The sequence below is a fragment of the Rhodococcus sp. NPDC060176 genome (genome assembly GCF_042728675.1).
Lineage (GTDB): Bacteria > Actinomycetota > Actinomycetes > Mycobacteriales > Mycobacteriaceae > Rhodococcus_F.
The window spans coordinates 213,141-230,707 of sequence record NZ_JBHWYS010000001.1 but is presented as its reverse complement, the minus strand read 5'-3'; the positions used below and the strand labels follow the sequence as shown (position 1 = coordinate 230,707).

The window sequence follows — 17,567 nt, the reverse complement described above, 5'->3', positions numbered from 1 at the left end:
CCGCATGCCGCCAGTACAGCTACCATTCCGCGGACGCGCTTGCCACCGCTCCGGTTGCGCCGCTCTGACGGCCCTCTTCCCATAATCCTTTTCACTCCAACACCTCTCGACCGATCGATCTGCTCATACACCCCCAGCGGGTGACGGCGCCTAACGTAGCACGAAGGTTACCCTTGCCTCAGATTCATTAGCCCCCGTCACCACCGGAAACGATCGCGGCGACGGATCGCAACGCCGCTGCCCACGCGTCGACCAACCGTGGCACCTCGGCCACCACCGCAGGCGGCCAGGACACGGTGGCGCCCAGCGTGGAGGTGGTCAGGCCGCCGACGCCACGGCGATCGTGCACGAAACCGTCCACGACCACGGGATGAGAACTCGGCACGGCGTCACCGAGTCCGGAATCCATACTGTCGCGCAGCGGGCTTGCCCTGAACCTGCCGCCGCAGTCCTCACCATCGTCGTCACCGCCGAGGTCGAATCGACCCAGATAGTTGAATTCCACTGCTGCCGAGTCATATTCACCGAGTACCGTCCGCCCTTGCGGATTCAGGTAACGCAACGCCCCGTAGGACATCCCCTCCCCTGGCACCGACGACCGTGCGCGCTGGGCCCCGGCGACGAGTTCACGCGCCGCGGCAACCGAACCGGCGAGCACCGCGTCGAATCGATCGGTGCGTGCGGTGATCCTGATCGGATGGACGTCGGTGAGCCAACCCACGACCCCCGATCCGTCGACAGAGCTCTTGCCGACGTCTCCGCGGCCGTGCCCCTCGACGTCGACGACGAATTCGGCGTCCGCACCTTCTGTTCCGGCCTCGGACCAGGCCGCGAGCGCGGCGGTGAACGTGCCGAGCAGAACGTCGTCCACCGACCCCCCGAGCACGGTGGACACACCGGCAAGGAGCGCGGCCGTCTCGTCCTCGGTCAACGTGAACGACACCCGGTCCAACGTGGCGCCGACGTCGGCAGTGGGATCGAGGGGGCGGATCAGCGGTATCCGAGCGCCGGGTGCGGCGATGGCTGCCCACCGGTCGAGATCATCGAGGATCGACGCCGAATGCGCGTAATCCTGCACCGCATGCGCCCACCGCCGGAACGAGTCGGGGGCTGGTTCCGCCACGGGCGTCGTGGAAGAGCCGTAACCGTCGACGTGGAGGTCGGGCAACAGCACCCGCCACGACACTCCGTCCACCACCAGGTGGTGCAAGGTGATGAGCAGTTCGCCGGGCTCTTCGTCACGCCGGAACCACACCAGGTCGATCATGCGCCCGTCAGTCGGACGCAGTCGTGCCTTTGCTGCCCGCGACGCGGCGCGAACCGCCTTCCGGGCGGAATCGTCGCGCTCACCGGTGATGTCCAGTACCGAAAGCCATTCGGAGGGAGCACCATCGGGTTCAGGAATATCCAACTGGGTACCGTCGAATCGTGCCCGCAATATCGGGTGCCGCCGCGCGAGCGCGTCGATCATCGCGACGATCTTCTGCTCGGTGAACTCGGCCGGGATCCGAAGCAGCACCGCTTGAGAGATCTGGTCGATCGGCCCGTCTACGCCGGCTAGCCAGGCCACGATGGGAGTGAGCGGCACTTCGCCGTACGGCGAAAGTGAGGAGTAGCGCGAATCAACCTGTGCACCAACAGATGCCTCGGCAGATACAGCAAGAGCGCGTACGGTGCGCCCCGTCGAGACGTCTCGGGGCGAGACCGTCAGTCCGCGCGCACGCAGACGGGCGGACAGTTCCATCGACATGATGCTGTCGCCGCCGAGGTTGAAGAAGTCGTCGTCGACTCCGATGTCGGGGATGCCGAGCAGGTCGGAGATCTCGGCGCACAGCCGGTGTTCCAGGTCGGTCTCCGGCGGGCTGGGCACTCGGTCGGGAACCTTGCCCTCGGGGAGCGCAGCGAGGTCCAGTTTGCCGTTGGACAGCAACGGAAACCGGTCGAGGACCGTGTAGCTGGCAGGCACCATGTACGACGGCAACCGGCCGGCGACGCCGGCACGCAGCTCTCCGATGTCCAGGGTGCGCCGCGGTTCCGGCACGACGTGCGCCGACAACCGTTCTGTGCCAGTGCCATCGGTGCGGGCTACGACGCGGGCATCGGCCACGCCGTCGAGCGCGCGCAGGCAGTGTTCGATCTCGCCCAGTTCCACCCGGTGCCCGCGGATCTTGACTTGGTGATCGGCGCGACCGGTGTAGTCGAGCAATCCGTGGTCCGTCCACGACACCAGGTCGCCGGTGCGGTACATCCTGGTCCCGTCGGCGGCGAACGGATCCGGCAGGAAATGCTGGGCTGTCAGCGCCGGGGCAGCACGGTAGCCGCGCACAACGCCGGGGCCACCGAGATACAACTCGCCCACCACCCCGACGGGCACCGGACGCAGGCCGGCATCCAGGACGTAGGCACGCAGACCAGCGACGGGCCGTCCGATGAGAGGCTCTCCGGAGCATTCCGTCGAGGTGTGGACGGCGTCGACGGTTACCTCGGTCGGGCCGTAGAAGTTGTGCAGCACAACCGAATCCAGTGACCGCATCCTGTCCCAGAGCTCGCGGGTCACGGCTTCTCCGCCCACACCGAGCGCACTGATCTCGGAGCCGAGCCCGGCGCGAATCAGGTGTTCGAGAACCGATGGCACCACTTCGACGAAATCGGCGGACACTCGGCGCAGTTCACGGAGCAGCGCGGACGGATCCGCCGCGGCATCACGGTCGAACACGTGGACCGCGTGGCCGCCGAACATCCACAGCTGCGGCTGCCAGGAGGCGTCGAACGCCAGCGACCAGGCGTGACCGACGTTGAGATGAGAGCGTCCGGTGCGTGCGACCGTTGGATCATGCACCCGATCCCGATGACTGAAGTACAGGTTCGCCAACCCCCGATGCGGAACGACGACACCTTTCGGGACGCCGGTGGTGCCGGAGGTGTAGATCAGGTACGCCGGCGAGTCAGCGTGCAGCGGGGTGCGTCGTTCGGCGTCGGTGACGACGCGGTGGTCGTCTTCGGATTCGGCGAGCGTCGAAGTGTCGACGATCGTGCACGCCCCCAGTGTCACCGATCCGTCGAGCAAGGCATTGTCGACGGCGCGGTCGTCCGGTGTCGTCACGATCGCGGCGGGTCGGGCACTGTCGACAATGCGTTGGGTGCGTGAGGCGGGCCCATCCGGTTCGATCGGCAGGTACGCAGCCCCCGACCGCATCACCGCGACGATGGAGGCAAGAGTGAGCGCAGACCGCGTCGCGGGTACGACGACGACGTCCTCGGCTCCCACTCCGAGACGCAGCAGTGCTCGGGCGATACGGTTCGCGAGGGTGTCGAGCGCGGAGAACGTGAGAGTGGTCCGGGCATCGGTGACTGCGACAAGCTCGGGCGTTCGGACGCACTGCGCGTCGAAAACTTCCACCAACGTGCCACCCGGATAGGGCGATTCGGCTCCGGCGAACTCACCAAGGATGCGTCGGCGCTCTGCGGCGTCGACGAGCGCCAGGTCGGATACACAGTGGGCTTCGGGGGTGTTCATCGACGCCAAGACCGCATGCAGGGCGTCACTCATCATTGCGGCGCTGCGGGTGTCCACCAGATCGGGCCGGAACTCCACGACGATCCGCAAGCGGTCTCCGGGAAAGACGGTCACGGTGATCGGATAGTGCGTCATCGTGTGAAAATCTCCGACGCGGACCGTGAAGTCGGCGGAATCGATACCGGCAGTGTCTGCTTCGGCGAAGTTCTCGAACACGACGAGGGTGTCGAACAACCGGCCGACGCCACCGATCCGCTGGATGTCGGCGAGTCCCACGTGGTGGTGATCCAGGACGGACACGGTCTGCTCGCGCAGGCGACCGAGGACGTCGGACACTGTCGCGGCAGCAGGAACGTCCACGCGCACCGGAACAGTGTTGACGAAGAGTCCGACCATGTCGGCCGAGCGGTCGAGGTCGGCAGGTCGACCCGAGACCGTCGATCCGAACACGACGTCGTTCTGCCCGGTGACGGCCGCGAGTACCACGGCCCAGGCCGCGTGCACCAGTTCGCTGAGCGTCGACCCGGACTGAGCAGCAAAGGATTTGAGATTCCCGGTCCTTGCTTCGGACAGATCGACGATGATCTCCTCGGCAGCGACTCGTGAGGCACGGCCGTCGGAGTCGGACACCAGGCAGGGGCGGACAGGGCTTCCAGGTGACTCGGGATCGCGACCGAGCACCTTCCGCCACGCGGTTGTCGCCGCAGCGCTCTCGCGAGAGGTCAACCACCGCAGGTAGTCGTCGAACGAAGCCGGGGCAGTGAGGGTTCGACCCTGGTACAGGCGGAACAGGTCCGTGCCGACGGTCCCCATCGACCATCCGTCGACGAGCAGATGATGCATCGTCAGGACCACCCGGTGGCGGACCGGTGATTCGTCGAGCACGGTGACGCGGATCAAGACAGAATCCTCGACGTCGAAGGTTCGACGGTCTGCTGCGATCAGGGACTCTGCCTTCGGACCGTCGAGGGAGCCGACGGTGTATCGGCGCACCTCGATGTCGCGATGTGGTCGGAGTACGGCGACCGTGCGACCCGATTGCAGGGTCGTGAACGTCGATCGCAGACTCGGATGTCGATCGAGGAGTGCGTGCAACGCCTCCTCGAGTCGGACGCTCTCGAGCGCACCGTTGATCTCGAATTGTGTTGCAATTATGTATATTTCGTCCGAGCCCTCGGCCGCGGTCAGCGATTGGAAGACAATACCCTGCTGCAAAGCGGTCGCTGGACGAACGTCGTCGATATCGGTTCCCGAGGCTGCGAGTTCCGCACGTTCGGTGTCGTCGAGCTCGGTCAGGGGAGCGGCTCCCCTGCCCACGGGCTGAGCGCTACGGGGAACTGCGGCGTCCGCGCACGAAGCGATTGCCGCGACAGTGCGCCTGGCAAATACGTCCGCCGTGCTCAGCACGATCCCCTCACGGGCAGCATGGTGCACGAACGTGATGGCCGCGATGCTGTCGCCCCCCAGAGCGAAGAAGTCGTCGGCAGCGGCGATCTCGGCCACGTCGATCCCCACGAGGTCGGCAATGATTACCGCCAACGCCAGTTCGGTCGCAGACTGCGGCGCGGCGCCGCCCGTAGAGGTCGTGGGGATCTCGATGCGAGCCAAAGCGAGCCGGTCCAGCTTTCCGTTGGGAGTGACCGGCAGCGCAGCCAGTACGATCCACGAGGCGGGAATCATGTACTCCGGCAAAGTCTGACGCAGTCGCACGCTGATCTCGTCGCCGATCGTGTCGGCGACGTGTGACTTCTCGGCGCCCCGCTCGGCTTCACTGCTACTCGGAACGACGAACCCGGCCAGTCGCGGTCGTCCGGCAGCGTCGGATACGGCAATTACGGCCACGTCGTCGACGAGTCCACTTGCGGCGGTCGCAGCTTCGATCTCCCCGAGCTCGATTCGATGTCCCCGGATCTTGACCTGCCGGTCAGTGCGTCCCACGATGTCGAGGGTGCCGTCCGGCAGCTGTCGCCCGCGGTCCCCGGTGCGGTACATCCGCTCCCCCGCGGCGCCGTCCGGGTAGGCAACGAATCGAGTGGCTGTCGCCGCCGGCGCCCGGTGATAGCCGCGAGCGAGTTGAATTCCCGCGACGTAGATCTCGCCCACCACACCGCGAGGAACGGGAAGGAGAAACTCGTCGAGGACCCGGATTGTCGTGTTCGGCACTGCCGAACCGACGACGCTGGCCGCCGGGGAATCGTTCCCCGGAATCGACACGTCATGAGTGGCGACGTCGCCGACCACTTCAGAAGACCCGTAGGAATTTGTCAGATGTGTTGCAGGGCAGGCGTTTGCGATCGACTCGATCACACCCGACGTCAGCGTTTCACCGCTGACGATCCAGTGGGTAACCGTCGCGACGTCGGCTGCAGCTGCATCACAGAGCGCGGCGGCGAGGGAACCGACCGCCGTCATCTGTTCCGCTCGATGAGTGGTGGCCAACCGGGCCAGCGCGTAGGCGTCGGTGAACTCGTCGTCGAGGGCCAGGATCACACGTTGCCCAGCCAGTAGACCGGTCAAGAGTTCGGTGGTTCCGTCGATGAAGCTCAGGGAACTCTTGGCCAGACGGCTACGTGGCTGACCCCATCGATTCACGGCCCAGTGCAAACGATTCGCAAGCCCGTCTCGGGTACCGAGAACACCTTTCGGCGCGCCGGTCGAGCCGGATGTGTAGACGAGGTACGCGGGCAGATCTCCGGTCCACTCGGAGACGAAAGGCGCCGGCCCACAATCCTGAGGGATCTCGGAGGTCGTGATGCGCGTGGTCGCGGGTACCAGTGCGCTGAGCAGGGTGCTGGTGTCCGGGTCGACGATCATCGTGTGGGGATTCGCGTCGGCCAAAAGGTACTCGATGCGATCCCGCGGGTACCGGATGTCGATCGGTACCACCGCCGCACCGACGTCGAGGAGGGCAAGGAGTGCAGCGACCATGTCGGGTCCGCGTGGGACAGCGACTGCAACAGTGGATTCCGGCCCTGTCCCGGCATCGCGCAGTGCCGCCGACAAGTCAGCGACCCGGGTTGCCAACTCGGCGTAGGTCACGGTGTCGGCACCGGACACGATCGCCACCTCGGCCGCGGACTCCGCGAACCTGTGCGCCAGTTGCTGTTCCAATCTCGGTACGGCGACGATCTGGCCTGTGTCGTGGACCTCTGTGCTCGTCCGCGCGTTCGCAAGCGCCAGCGACACGGGTACGTCCGAATCGGCAGTCAGCTCGTCGAGCAGGTCCGTGAACAGCGTTGCCACGGTGGATGCGACGTCGGCCGGGATCGATTCGGGTCGGTAGACGACAAACGCCCACAGAGAGGGATCGGGGCCCGCGACCAGAGCGAGGGGGAAACTCATCGGTGCACCGAGCACGGTGACCTCGTCGACACTGGCACCGTCGTCCGGGACTGCGCTGGGATAGTTCTGGTAGACCACTGTCGTGTCGAACAGCGTCGAATGACCGGCGGTGCGGGCGATGTCGGACAGGCCGAGATGTCGGTGGTCGTCGAGGTCGAGGTGTCCGGACTGGATGTGGGCGAGTAGATCACGGGTAGTGACGGTCCGATCGACCCGCACGCGCACCGGGACGGTGTTGAGTAACAGACCGACGATCGAGGCGGCACCGGGCAGGTCGTACGGACGGATGGATGCGGCCATCCCGAACACGACGTCGCGCCTGCCGGTCAAGGAGGAGAGGACAAGTGCCCAGGCGAGCTGGACCACCACATTGACCGTCACCCCGGCGTCCTTGGCGCACAACGTGACCCGCTCGCCCAGATCGGGTGGGAGAACGACGTCGAGCCGAACCGGGGTACTCTCCACCACCTCGGTGCCGGATGCGACGAGGGTGGGCGCGTCCAGACCGTCGAGGTAGCCGGCCCAGCCCGTACGGGCAGCGTCGGCGTCCCGCTTCGCCATCCACCCGAGGAAGGTTCCGAATTCGGCCGCAGGCTCGAGCCGATCGGCCGTGCCGCCCGCTTCGTAAACGCTCAGCAGTTCGCGAACGAACAGCGCTTCCGACCATCCGTCCATCAGACTGTGGTGGTAGGTGATCACCAGTGCACGATCGACGACCGTGAACCGGATCAGCGGGCTCCGCAGGAATTCGAATCCGGCGGCGCGATCGACCGCTCTGGCTTCCTCGAGGTCTGCTCCCGCCGCCGACAGCGAGATCTGTGGCACCGTCGCCCGTGGCACGACCCATACGAGGGTTCCGTTGCTCCGCTGTCGGAGAACAGCTTTCAGGTGCGGGTAGCGGTCGAGCATCGCGGTGATACTCGCTGTGACGATCCGGGCGTCGACCGCCGACCGGAATGTCACCACCGTCTGGGAGAGGTAGGGATCGTTCTCCGCCGCCGCCAGGCTGGACTGCAGATACATTCCGGTCTGCAGCGCCGTCAGCGGCAGGACTTCGAGGATCTTCGATCGGCCTGCTGTGGCTTCGGCCCGGGCTTGTGCGTTCACAGGCTGTTCTCGAACTCGTCGAGTTCGTCGGCACTGAGGTCCGTCACCTCGACGCTCGTCACGGCTGCACGTTCCTCAGCCGCCGTGTTCTCTTCGACGGTCAACTCGGTCCCGAACAGTCGCACCGTGCGCTTCTGCATGATCGCGCGAGGGGTGAGGCCGATGCCGGCGCTTCGAGCCGCAGATGCCACGGCGAGGGAAGTGATGCTGTCCCCACCCAGCCCGAAGAAGTCGTCGTCGATACCGACCCGGTCGACGCCGAGGATGCGGGCGACGATCTCGCACAGGACGGTTTCGACCGGACTGCGCGGCGGCTGATGGTTGCTGCCGCTGGAGTCGGGTTCCGGCAGGGCACGGACGTCGAGTTTCCCGTTGACGGTCATCGGAATTCGATCGAGTAGCGCGAACGACGTCGGCACCATGTAGTCCGGCAACCGTGACGCGAGACGGTCTCGGACGGAAGCAAACAGCCCTTCCGCTTCGACGCTCCCGTCAGGGACGAGGTACGCGGTCAGTTGGCGGGTCCCGGTTGCCGGTGCGGTGATCGCTCGGACCACTGCGGACCCCACGCCCGGGCAGGACGTGACCGCCGCCTCGACTTCGCCGAGTTCGACGCGGTAGCCGCGGATCTTGACCTGGTCGTCGGCGCGGCCACAGTAGTCGAATAGACCGTCCGGACGCACCTGTACCAGGTCGCCGGTCCGATACATCCGGCCACCGTCCGCCAGCGGGTTCGACACGAAATGAGCTGCGGTGGTGCCGAACCGGCCGAGGTATCCGCGTGCGAGACCAGCTCCGGCCAGATACAGCTCTCCGATCGTGCCTTCCGGAACCGGGCGCAGCCAGGGGTCGAGGACGTAGGCGTGGGTTTCGGTGACCGGCGAACCGATGGTCGCCGTCTCGCTGTCGCTCGTCCCTCCGCCGAGCGCGTTGATCGTGTACTCGGTTGGCCCGTACAGGTTGTAGCCCTCTACACCCGGTTCGTGAAGAAGCCTGGACCACAACGAGTCCGGGACGGCTTCGCCGCCGAGCAGCACGAGCGGCATCCTGCGGTCACCGTCGAGGATGCCTTCGTCGAGGAGGAGCTGCGCGTAGGTCGGGGTGACGTTGACGACGTCGATCTTCCGTTGCGCACAGTACGCCGCCAAACGTGGTGCGTCGCGGCGTAGTTCCTCGTCGCAGATGTGTACCTCGTGGCCTTCGACGAGCCAGAGCAGTTCCTCCCACGACATGTCGAAGGAGAACGAGACGGTGTGGGCGATACGCAATGTCCGACCACCACCAGCGGCGATCGTGGGTTCGAAGATCTTGCTGCGGTGGTTGAGTTGCATGTTGGTCAGGCCCCGATAGGGCGTCAGGACACCCTTCGGCGCCCCCGTCGACCCGGAGGTGTAGATGACGTACGCGGGATGCTCGAGCCTGCCCGGGACGCCGGGGGCGAATGCCACCTGGTCGGCGGCCGTCAGCACCCGATCGGCGCGTAGTTCTGCCACGGTTTCTGCGTCGTCGATCACCATTACATCGGCGTCGGTGACAAACGGCCGCGACACGACGGCACTGGTGCTCACCAGGATGCTCGGCTGTGCGTCGGCGAGTATCACGTTCAGCCGGTCCGTGGGGTGATCGAGTTCGAGCGGCAGATAGGCCGCCCCGGTACGCAGCACTGCGAACAAGGCCACCACGGTCTCCACGGTGCGAGGCAGAGCGAGCGCCACGATACGTTCGGGCCCGGCTCCCCGGCGGATGAGTGCAGCAGCGAACGAGTCGATACGCGAGGAGAGTTCGGCGAAGGTCACCGACTCCTCGCCCAGAACTACCGCGGTCCGGTCCGGATCGAGTTCGGCCCGCTCGGAAAGTAGTTCGGCAATCGTGATGTCGGGGGTGCCGGTCAGGCTCGGGTAACCGGGAATTCGACGGGTTGCCCACCGGGCGAGCGGCCGATCAGGTTCGTCGGCGATCGTCTCGAGGGCGTCGTGGAATCGGTCGAGCAGATCGCGGGCGGTGGACTCGTCGACCAGATCCGGCAGGTAGGTGACGCTGAGATTGAGTCGGTCACCGGGGTCGACGGCGATGGAGATCGGGAATTCCGAGCCGTCGACGGTCGACAGATGCCGCAGGCGCGGCGTCGTACCCGAATCTTGCGCGGCCGCATTCCGCAGAACCAGCAGCGTGTCGAACAACTCTCCGAGTCCGATCGCCTTCTGGACGGCGCCGAGCCCGAGGTGATCGTGAGGCATCAGATCGAGGCGCTGATCCTGGATCCGTCTCGCCAGCGTCGCCGCAGTGTCGGATCCACGACCGAACGCGCGCACCGGAACAGTGTCGATGAAGGCGCCGATCGTCCGGTCACTGCCGGCGACCTCGATCGGGCGTCCGGACAGCGCGGTGCCGAATACGACGTCCGTGCGTCCGGTGACCGCTGTCAGGACCGCTCCCCATGCAGCGGCGAGAAGGGTGAACGGAGTGACCTGGGCGGTCCGAGCGATGTTGGCCAGACGAGCCGAGGTGGCGCCGGGCAGGAGCCGTTCGAGGCGCTGCGGCAACGCTGCCCCTGCGCGATCAGCGGTGCGGTTGGTAAGGAGTGTCGGAGAATCGAAGTCTGCGAACATATCTCGCCACGCCGCCGACGATGCGGCGCGGTCTTGACGTGTCAGCCACGCGAGATGATCTCGGTAGCTCGTTTCGGGTGCCAGCGCGGCGCGGTTGTCGTGGAGATCGAGAATACGGTCTGCCAGCAGCCACGACGAGGTGCCGTCGAAGGCCCCGAACCAGTAGTTGACGACCAGCCGGTCTTCGTTGCCGGGCAAATGCAGGAGGGTCACCCGGAACAGTGGCGGTGCGTCGACGTCGTAGCCTGCCGCCCGGTCCTCAGCGAGCTCGCGGATCACCTGTCGATCGGCGTCGGTGTGTGTGGTCAGGTCGACCACGCGGACGGTGGCGTCGACTCGGCGTCGGATCACCTGCACCGGTTCGCCGAGGGCGGTGACCGTGAATGCCGCTCGCAAGGTGGGGTTTTCGGAGATCACGGTGGACACTGCCGCGTTGATGCGTGCGTCGTCGAGGTGCCGGTCGAGGGCGGCGACGTTCTGCACCGTGTACAGCAGGGCCGCGGCCGGGTCGAGGCTGATCTGGTAGTACAGCCCACGTTGGAGCGGTGAGAGTGGCCAGATGTCCTCGACGTCGCCGAACCGGTCGGCGATCGCAGCGTGATCGTCGTCGGTCAGGCTGAGCAGCGGCGCATCCGACGCGACTGTCGCTGCCCGTTCCGCGAGCCCGCCCGATGCGTCGATCCGAGCGGCGAGGCCGGCCACGGTGGGCGCCGCGAACACCATCCGCACGGTTATCGCGTCCGTGTTCAGACGATCGCGCAGTCGCGCGACGATCGTGGTGGCGAGGACCGAGTCTCCACCGAGCGCGAAGAGGGTGTCGGTGACACCGACACGGTCGACACCGAGCACCGATCGCCACACGTCGGCGATGTTCTCCTCCAACGGAGTACGGGGAGCTACGTGAGCGGCGCGGCGCTGTGTGTCGGACAAGGTGCGGGCGGCGGCGACGATTGCGTCGCGGTCTATCTTGCCGTTGATCGTGACCGGCAGTGCAGTGGTGACCACGATCCGGTCGGGCACCATGTGTGCCGGAAGTGCAGTGGACAGACGCTCCAGAATCATGTCGACGGATGCCGTAGCGTCCGATGCTGTAGCGCCGTCCTCGAGTACGACGGCAGCAACCAGACTCGGCGAACCGGAGACGTCGAGAGCAGCAGCACCGGAGACGATATCGGGATCCTGGTTCATCACGGACTCGACCTCGCCGAGTTCGATCCGGAAACCGTTGATCTTCACCTGGTTGTCGATACGGCCGATGAATTCGACCATGCCGTCCTCGACGTAGCGAACGAGGTCGCCCGTGCGGTACCAGCGACGATTGAATGCTTGGACGAACCGTTCTGCCGTGCGTTGCGGGTCGTCCAGATAGCCGGTGGCCAGGCCGATGCCGGACACCCACAGTTCGCCGCCGACCCACTGGGGAACGTCACGACCGTGCCTGTCGACCACGCGGAACTCCATGTTCCGCAGTGGCGTTCCGAAAGGGACCGTACGCCATCGCGGATCGACAGTCCGCACCTCGCAGATGCTGTTGTGAATCGCAGTCTCGGTAGCGCCTCCGAGTCCGGCGAACCGGCATCCAGGTATCGCTGCAGTCAGCCGACGGTACAGATCGGTTGTCACCTTGTCCCCACCGAGCATCACCACTCGCAACGTGGCTCCGAGATCGATGCCGGTGGACAGGATCATGTCGAGAAGCGGAGGTACGCAACTGAGGACGCTGACCCGGTGCTCGACGATCATCCGGGCCCAGCGCTGCGGATCGCGCCGTTCGTGTTCCTCGATCAGCACGGCGGTGCCTCCGACGGACAGGCACGAGAACAAGTCGAAGGTGCACAGGTCGAAGTCCAACTCGGACAAGCACAGTGGACGGTAAGACTCGTCCAAGCGGTACCGGTCGACGATGTCACCGATCGTGTTCATCGCCGCGACATGAGGAACCACGACGCCCTTGGGGCGACCGGTCGATCCCGAGGTGAAGATCATGTACGCCGGGTCGTCGGGGGATCCGAGATGCGGCTGGGCGATCGGATCGTGTGCAAGGGCCGCAGCTACGGACAAGTCCCGCCCGATTACCGTGCGGAATCCTGCGGCGTTGGCGATGAGATCTGCGCGCGAGTGTGGCTGATCCACGCCCACCGGTACGTACACGGCCCCAGCCGCGAGGACGCCCAGGACCGCGACGACCTGGTCAGAACCCTTGGGCAGGGTGATTCCGACGGTGTCACCAACCGCGATTCCGGCCCCGACGAGTGCTGCCGCCATCCGCAGCGCGCTGTCGGCGAGCGCGCCGTATGTCATCGTGGTGCCCGACGCCCACGTCAGCGCGATCGCATCCGGGGTGGCTGCGGCCCTCTCGAAGAATGCGGCATGCAGCAGCGACGAGGCCGTGTTCGGGACCTCCGGTACCGGCGCCTCTATGACGTCAGAGTTCATGACGTCAGAGTTCCAGGCGCCGACAGGCGCAGTCAGTGCGGGAACTGCGTTGTCCCAGAATGATTTCCCTCCGTCGACGATCGAGGACACCAGATGTTCGAAGGCGCCGAACATCGCCTTGGGCACTCCAGGAAGGAACTCGTTGGCGCGGATGTCCCAGTTGACGAGGAGTCCGCCGTCGAGTTCGGTGATCTGCGCGTCCAGAACCACTTGAGGGCCTTGGGAGATGATCCACACCGGATCGCCGAACGTCTCGCGGACCCGGCGATGGAAGAGTTCCCCCAGACTCAGTGCACTGGTGAACACCACCGGCGCCAGAACCTGCTCTCCCCGTGAACGACTCAGATCCCGCAGGACCTCGACACCGGAGTAGTCGGCATGGGCGGCGTCCGCATGGAGGGTCGCCTGAACGGCCTTGGCCCGTTCGAGGAAGGACACGGTCTCGGTGAGATCGACGTCGAGCATCACCGAACTGGAGAAGTCGCCGACCAGTGCTGCGACGTCCGGGTGGGTGTCGGCGCGGTCGAACATCGGAACGTTCAACAGGAAACGCGATTCACGAGACCACGCGCCGACTACCTCGGCGAACGCCGTGGCCACCGCGACTGCCGGCGTCACTCCGTTGGCTCGAGCAGCAATGCGAAGCCGGTCGTATCCGTCGGCGTCGAGGTGGAACGACAGCCGGGTCGCAGCGGCGGAACCGGAATCCCCGTCCACCAGCGGCAGAGTCGGCGCACCCGGCAGATCGTCGAGGCGTGCCCGCCAGTAGGACTGTGCTGCAGAACGGGATTCGCGGCGCTCCGTCGGGCGGTCGGCGAGGTAGTTGCCGTAGTCGTAGCCGAGGGGCGGCAGCGTCTCTCCGCCGTACACCCGGGCGATGTCGTCGAGAAGGATGCGGTAGCTCACGGCATCTCCGGCGATCATGTCGACGTCGAGATGCAATCTCGACCGGCCACCAGGCAGGACGGTCAACTCGGCCGAAAAGACCTGCCCAGCTTCGATGTCGAGCATCTGATGGGAAAGTCGATGACGAGTGGCGTCGAGGTGGGCGTCGATCTCGGACTCAGCAGCTGCCGTGAGATCGGCGACGGTGAGCAGGGTGCGATCGAGGCTCGGCAGGATTACCTGCTGCCCGTTATCGGTAATCCGGGCGCGAAGCATTCCATGCCTCGCGGTGACCGTCGCCAAGGCGCTTCGAAGCCGTTCTGGATCGACGATCGGACCGTCGAATTCGGTATAAAGGTGAGGGGCGACGCCGCCGAGAAACTGGTCGTGACCGCGGCCCACCCAGTAGGCGTGCTGTAGGACTGCGAGATCGAAGGCAGCGTCGCTGCCCGCGCGGACGTCCGATGCCGCCGAGGCTGTCTCGACTTCGTTCGTCTCGGTCAGGATCGTCGACCAGTGTGCAACAGTCGGAACCTCAGCCAGATCGGCAAACGTCACGGTCAGCCCGCTGCGGCGCCAGCGCCCCACCAACCGCATGACGACCAGCGATTCGAGGCCGAGCTCGAAGAGATTGACATGGTCACCGACTGTGGACGGCGCGACACCGATCACTTCCGCCACGACTGCTCGAACGTCGTCCATCCCTGTCGCCTGTCGCTGCACAGCCCAACCCTTCGATCCCTCGTAATCCCCATGAAAATGTAAAGAAAAAGACTTGATTCCGAACCCCGCGTGAAAGATTCAGCGACCCGGCTGTCAGCGACTGGCGTACTGGTCCTGTGCGCCGGGAACCGGCTCGGCTGGGTCCGATCCCAGCTCGACGATCGTGTTCGCCGAGTCGACGTGCACTACTCGGGGCACGAAATCGGCCAACTCGCGATCGTCGAGGTGTCGGTAGGACATGATGATCACCAAGTCACCTGGTGAAATAAGGTGCGCAGCAGCGCCATTGATGCCGATTACGCCAGAACCGCGTGCGCCGGCGATCGCATAGGTCTCCAGCCGCGCGCCGTTGTCGATGTCGACTATGTGGACCTGTTCCCCCTCGAGTAGATCGGCTGCCTCCATGAGATCTACGTCGATCGTGACCGATCCGACGTAGTGCAGATCGGCCTGTGTGACGGTTGCACGGTGGATCTTCCCTGAGAGCATGATTCGATTCACGTTCAGAAGGGTAGCCTATCCCAAGCAATCGGTGGGTTGTAGCAATTCCACCAAATGGGACCGGTGCGGTGCGATCTGCCGAGCCCGCCGGCGAACCCCCAGGACCAGAGACAATCCGTGCTGCACAGGGCCTTTCGTGAAACCGTCATGGACAAACGTCCGAGACTCCGGAACGCGGACCGGACGAAGCACGCGGACCCCACCGCAACGCAGAATCAGGTTAGGCTGCACTACTACTTGGCCGAGACCGGGCCGACGACATATTCGTACCGCCGCCAACGGCGAGGATGGACTGATACCATGACTTCGACTCGGGCGAAAGAAGATTCGACACCCGGCGCACTCGACATCGTCGGGGTGGGCTTCGGACCTTCGAACCTGGCTCTGGCGATTGCGATCGAGGAGCACAACGCGACGTGTATCCCCGCCGATCGCATCAGCGCCCGCTTCGTCGAACGACAACTCGCCTTTGCCTGGCATCCAGGCATGCTCCTCGACGGAGCAACGATGCAGATCGCGTTCCCGAAGGATCTGGTGACATTTCGGAACCCCAGGAGTTCCTACAGTTTCTTCACCTACCTGTTCGACAAGGGTCGACTTGTGGACTTCGTCAATCACCAAACCTTTTTCCCCACTCGCCACGAGTTCGACGACTACCTCCGGTGGGCGGCCGATCGAGTCGACGCCGACGTCAAATACGGCGCCACTGTGACTGGGATCACCGGATCCAGATCCTCCAGCGGCACTGTCGACGAGTTCAGCGTCGAGACGTCCGCGGGTGAGATCCTGCGGACACGCAACGTCGTGGTCGGTGCGGGTCTGCGTGCGCGGCTGCCTGAATGGGCAGCCCCGTCACCCCGGTGCTTCCACAATCACCAGTTCCTGTTCCACCTCCAGAACCTCCCCGAACTGCGCCATCAGCGTTTCGTCGTACTCGGAGCCGGACAGAGCGCCGCAGAGGTAGTGCAGTACCTGCACCGGCACTATCCGAATGCCGAGGTGCACAGCGTCTTCGCCCGCTACGGCTACAGCCCCGCCGACGACAGCCCGTACGCCAACCGGATTTTCGACCCCTCGACCGTCGACGAATTGCATGCCACGACACCGGAACAACGGGAGCGCCTCCTCTCCCTTCACAAGGGAACCAACTACTCCGTCGTCGACATCGAGCTGATCAACGAGCTCTACACGACCGAATACCAGGAGATTGTCCGCGGCAAGCGGCGCTTGTTCATGCGCAAGGCGTCGTACATCACGAACGTGATCGAAGGCCAGGACGGTATCGACGTCAGCGTCCGCAGCACTCTCGACGGCGTCACCGACACGCTTTCCTGCGACGCTGTCGTGCTCGCAACCGGGTTCACGCCGATGCCGCTGCGAGAGATCCTCGGTGACCTCGCACCCGTAAGTGATTCGGCGACGGAAGTGGCGCGGGATTACCGCCTCACCACGAAACCGGAAGTCCGGGCGGGCATTTACCTGCAAGGCGGCACCGAAAAGACACACGGGCTGACTGCGTCACTTCTGTCGAACGTGGCCGTCCGTGCAGGGGAGATTCTCGGCTCGGTAGTTGCACATCGCTTTCCGCGAAACGATCCTCGAAATGAAGGCTTCACGGTCGAGGCAGCCACAGGAAGGGACAACACGCCGAACAGTCTTGCGACCCGATAGCTCCGAACACCGATAGTCGCGTAACTGACGCTTGCCGTCACCGGGCCGCCGCGGGAAGAGCTGGCCTCTCTACTCGGCGGCCTGTCGCCGCACCATCTCCGAGATCCAGATGGGCGCAAACGGCGAGGTGCAGTTCGGGGGCGTCGGGTAATCCTCGAGCACTCGCAGCCGCTCACCGATGTCGATTGCCCTGGCGCGATACTCGGCATGTTCGATCCCGATCTGAGCCAGGCAGTGATTCATCGCCCATTGCAGGCGATCAGGCGCATCCTTCATCTCCGCCTCGATGAGGTCGAGTAACCCTGAAAGGTCAAGTCCCTCAGGCTTCTTCGCGACACGTTCGGTGGTCAGAGCCCACCCGGCGCTCGCGACCACAGGATCAGGGTCAGCGGTCCAGGCCACCCGCAACTCGTCGGCGTGCGGATTCTTCTTCACCACGTAGTTGACGAGCCAGTCCTGCACCTTGGGAGTGCGGGCCTCACGCAACATGACGTCCAACTGGTCACGCTCGAACGCCTTCGGGCGACAGATCAAAATGGCCAACAATCGCGCCGCGGTATCACCCGTCGCCCAAAGCTGTTGTGCGAGTTCCTGCTGAGTCTTCAATCGCTTCGCAACAGTGCGCAGCTTTGTGAGGTTCACGCCGTGATCGTCACCGTGCTTCTCGTTCACCGCACGCGCCTTCGGATCTTCGAGAGCAGCCAACTCGTCCATCACCGCGGCAACCGTCGTTTCGGCCACTTCGTCCTCCAGTCAGTACTTCTGTGATTCCCCTA

5 protein-coding genes are annotated in these 17,567 nt (G+C 65.1%); 1 reads left to right on the top strand and 4 read right to left on the bottom strand.

Annotated elements, in window-relative coordinates:
- Positions 1-187: 187 nt before the first annotated feature.
- The 3 genes from ACFWEM_RS01025 to panD all read right to left on the bottom strand — a co-directional run bounded on the left by ACFWEM_RS01025 (position 188) and on the right by panD (position 15,108).
- Positions 188-7,966, bottom strand: a complete 7,779-nt coding sequence (locus ACFWEM_RS01025; RefSeq protein ID WP_378530324.1) for an amino acid adenylation domain-containing protein — start codon at positions 7,964-7,966, stop codon at positions 188-190.
- Positions 7,963-14,598, bottom strand: coding sequence for an amino acid adenylation domain-containing protein (locus tag ACFWEM_RS01020; protein ID WP_378530321.1), 6,636 nt, complete (start codon positions 14,596-14,598; stop codon positions 7,963-7,965). The genes ACFWEM_RS01025 and ACFWEM_RS01020 overlap by 4 nt, the downstream gene beginning before the upstream one ends.
- 114 nt (positions 14,599-14,712) lie before the next feature.
- Positions 14,713-15,108 (bottom strand): aspartate 1-decarboxylase, encoded by a 396-nt coding sequence (panD, locus tag ACFWEM_RS01015; protein ID WP_378532694.1) that lies wholly within the window; start codon positions 15,106-15,108, stop codon positions 14,713-14,715.
- Between the two features lie 312 nt (positions 15,109-15,420).
- On the opposite strand from panD, the gene ACFWEM_RS01010 reads away from it, so the two are divergent.
- Positions 15,421-16,791, top strand: a complete 1,371-nt coding sequence (locus ACFWEM_RS01010) for a lysine N(6)-hydroxylase/L-ornithine N(5)-oxygenase family protein (RefSeq protein WP_378530319.1) — start codon at positions 15,421-15,423, stop codon at positions 16,789-16,791.
- 69 nt (positions 16,792-16,860) lie between these two features.
- Here the strand turns inward: ACFWEM_RS01010 and ACFWEM_RS01005 are convergent, their stop codons facing one another.
- Positions 16,861-17,532, bottom strand: a complete 672-nt coding sequence (locus ACFWEM_RS01005; protein ID WP_378530317.1) for a DNA alkylation repair protein — start codon at positions 17,530-17,532, stop codon at positions 16,861-16,863.
- Between the last annotated feature and the right edge of the window lie 35 nt (positions 17,533-17,567).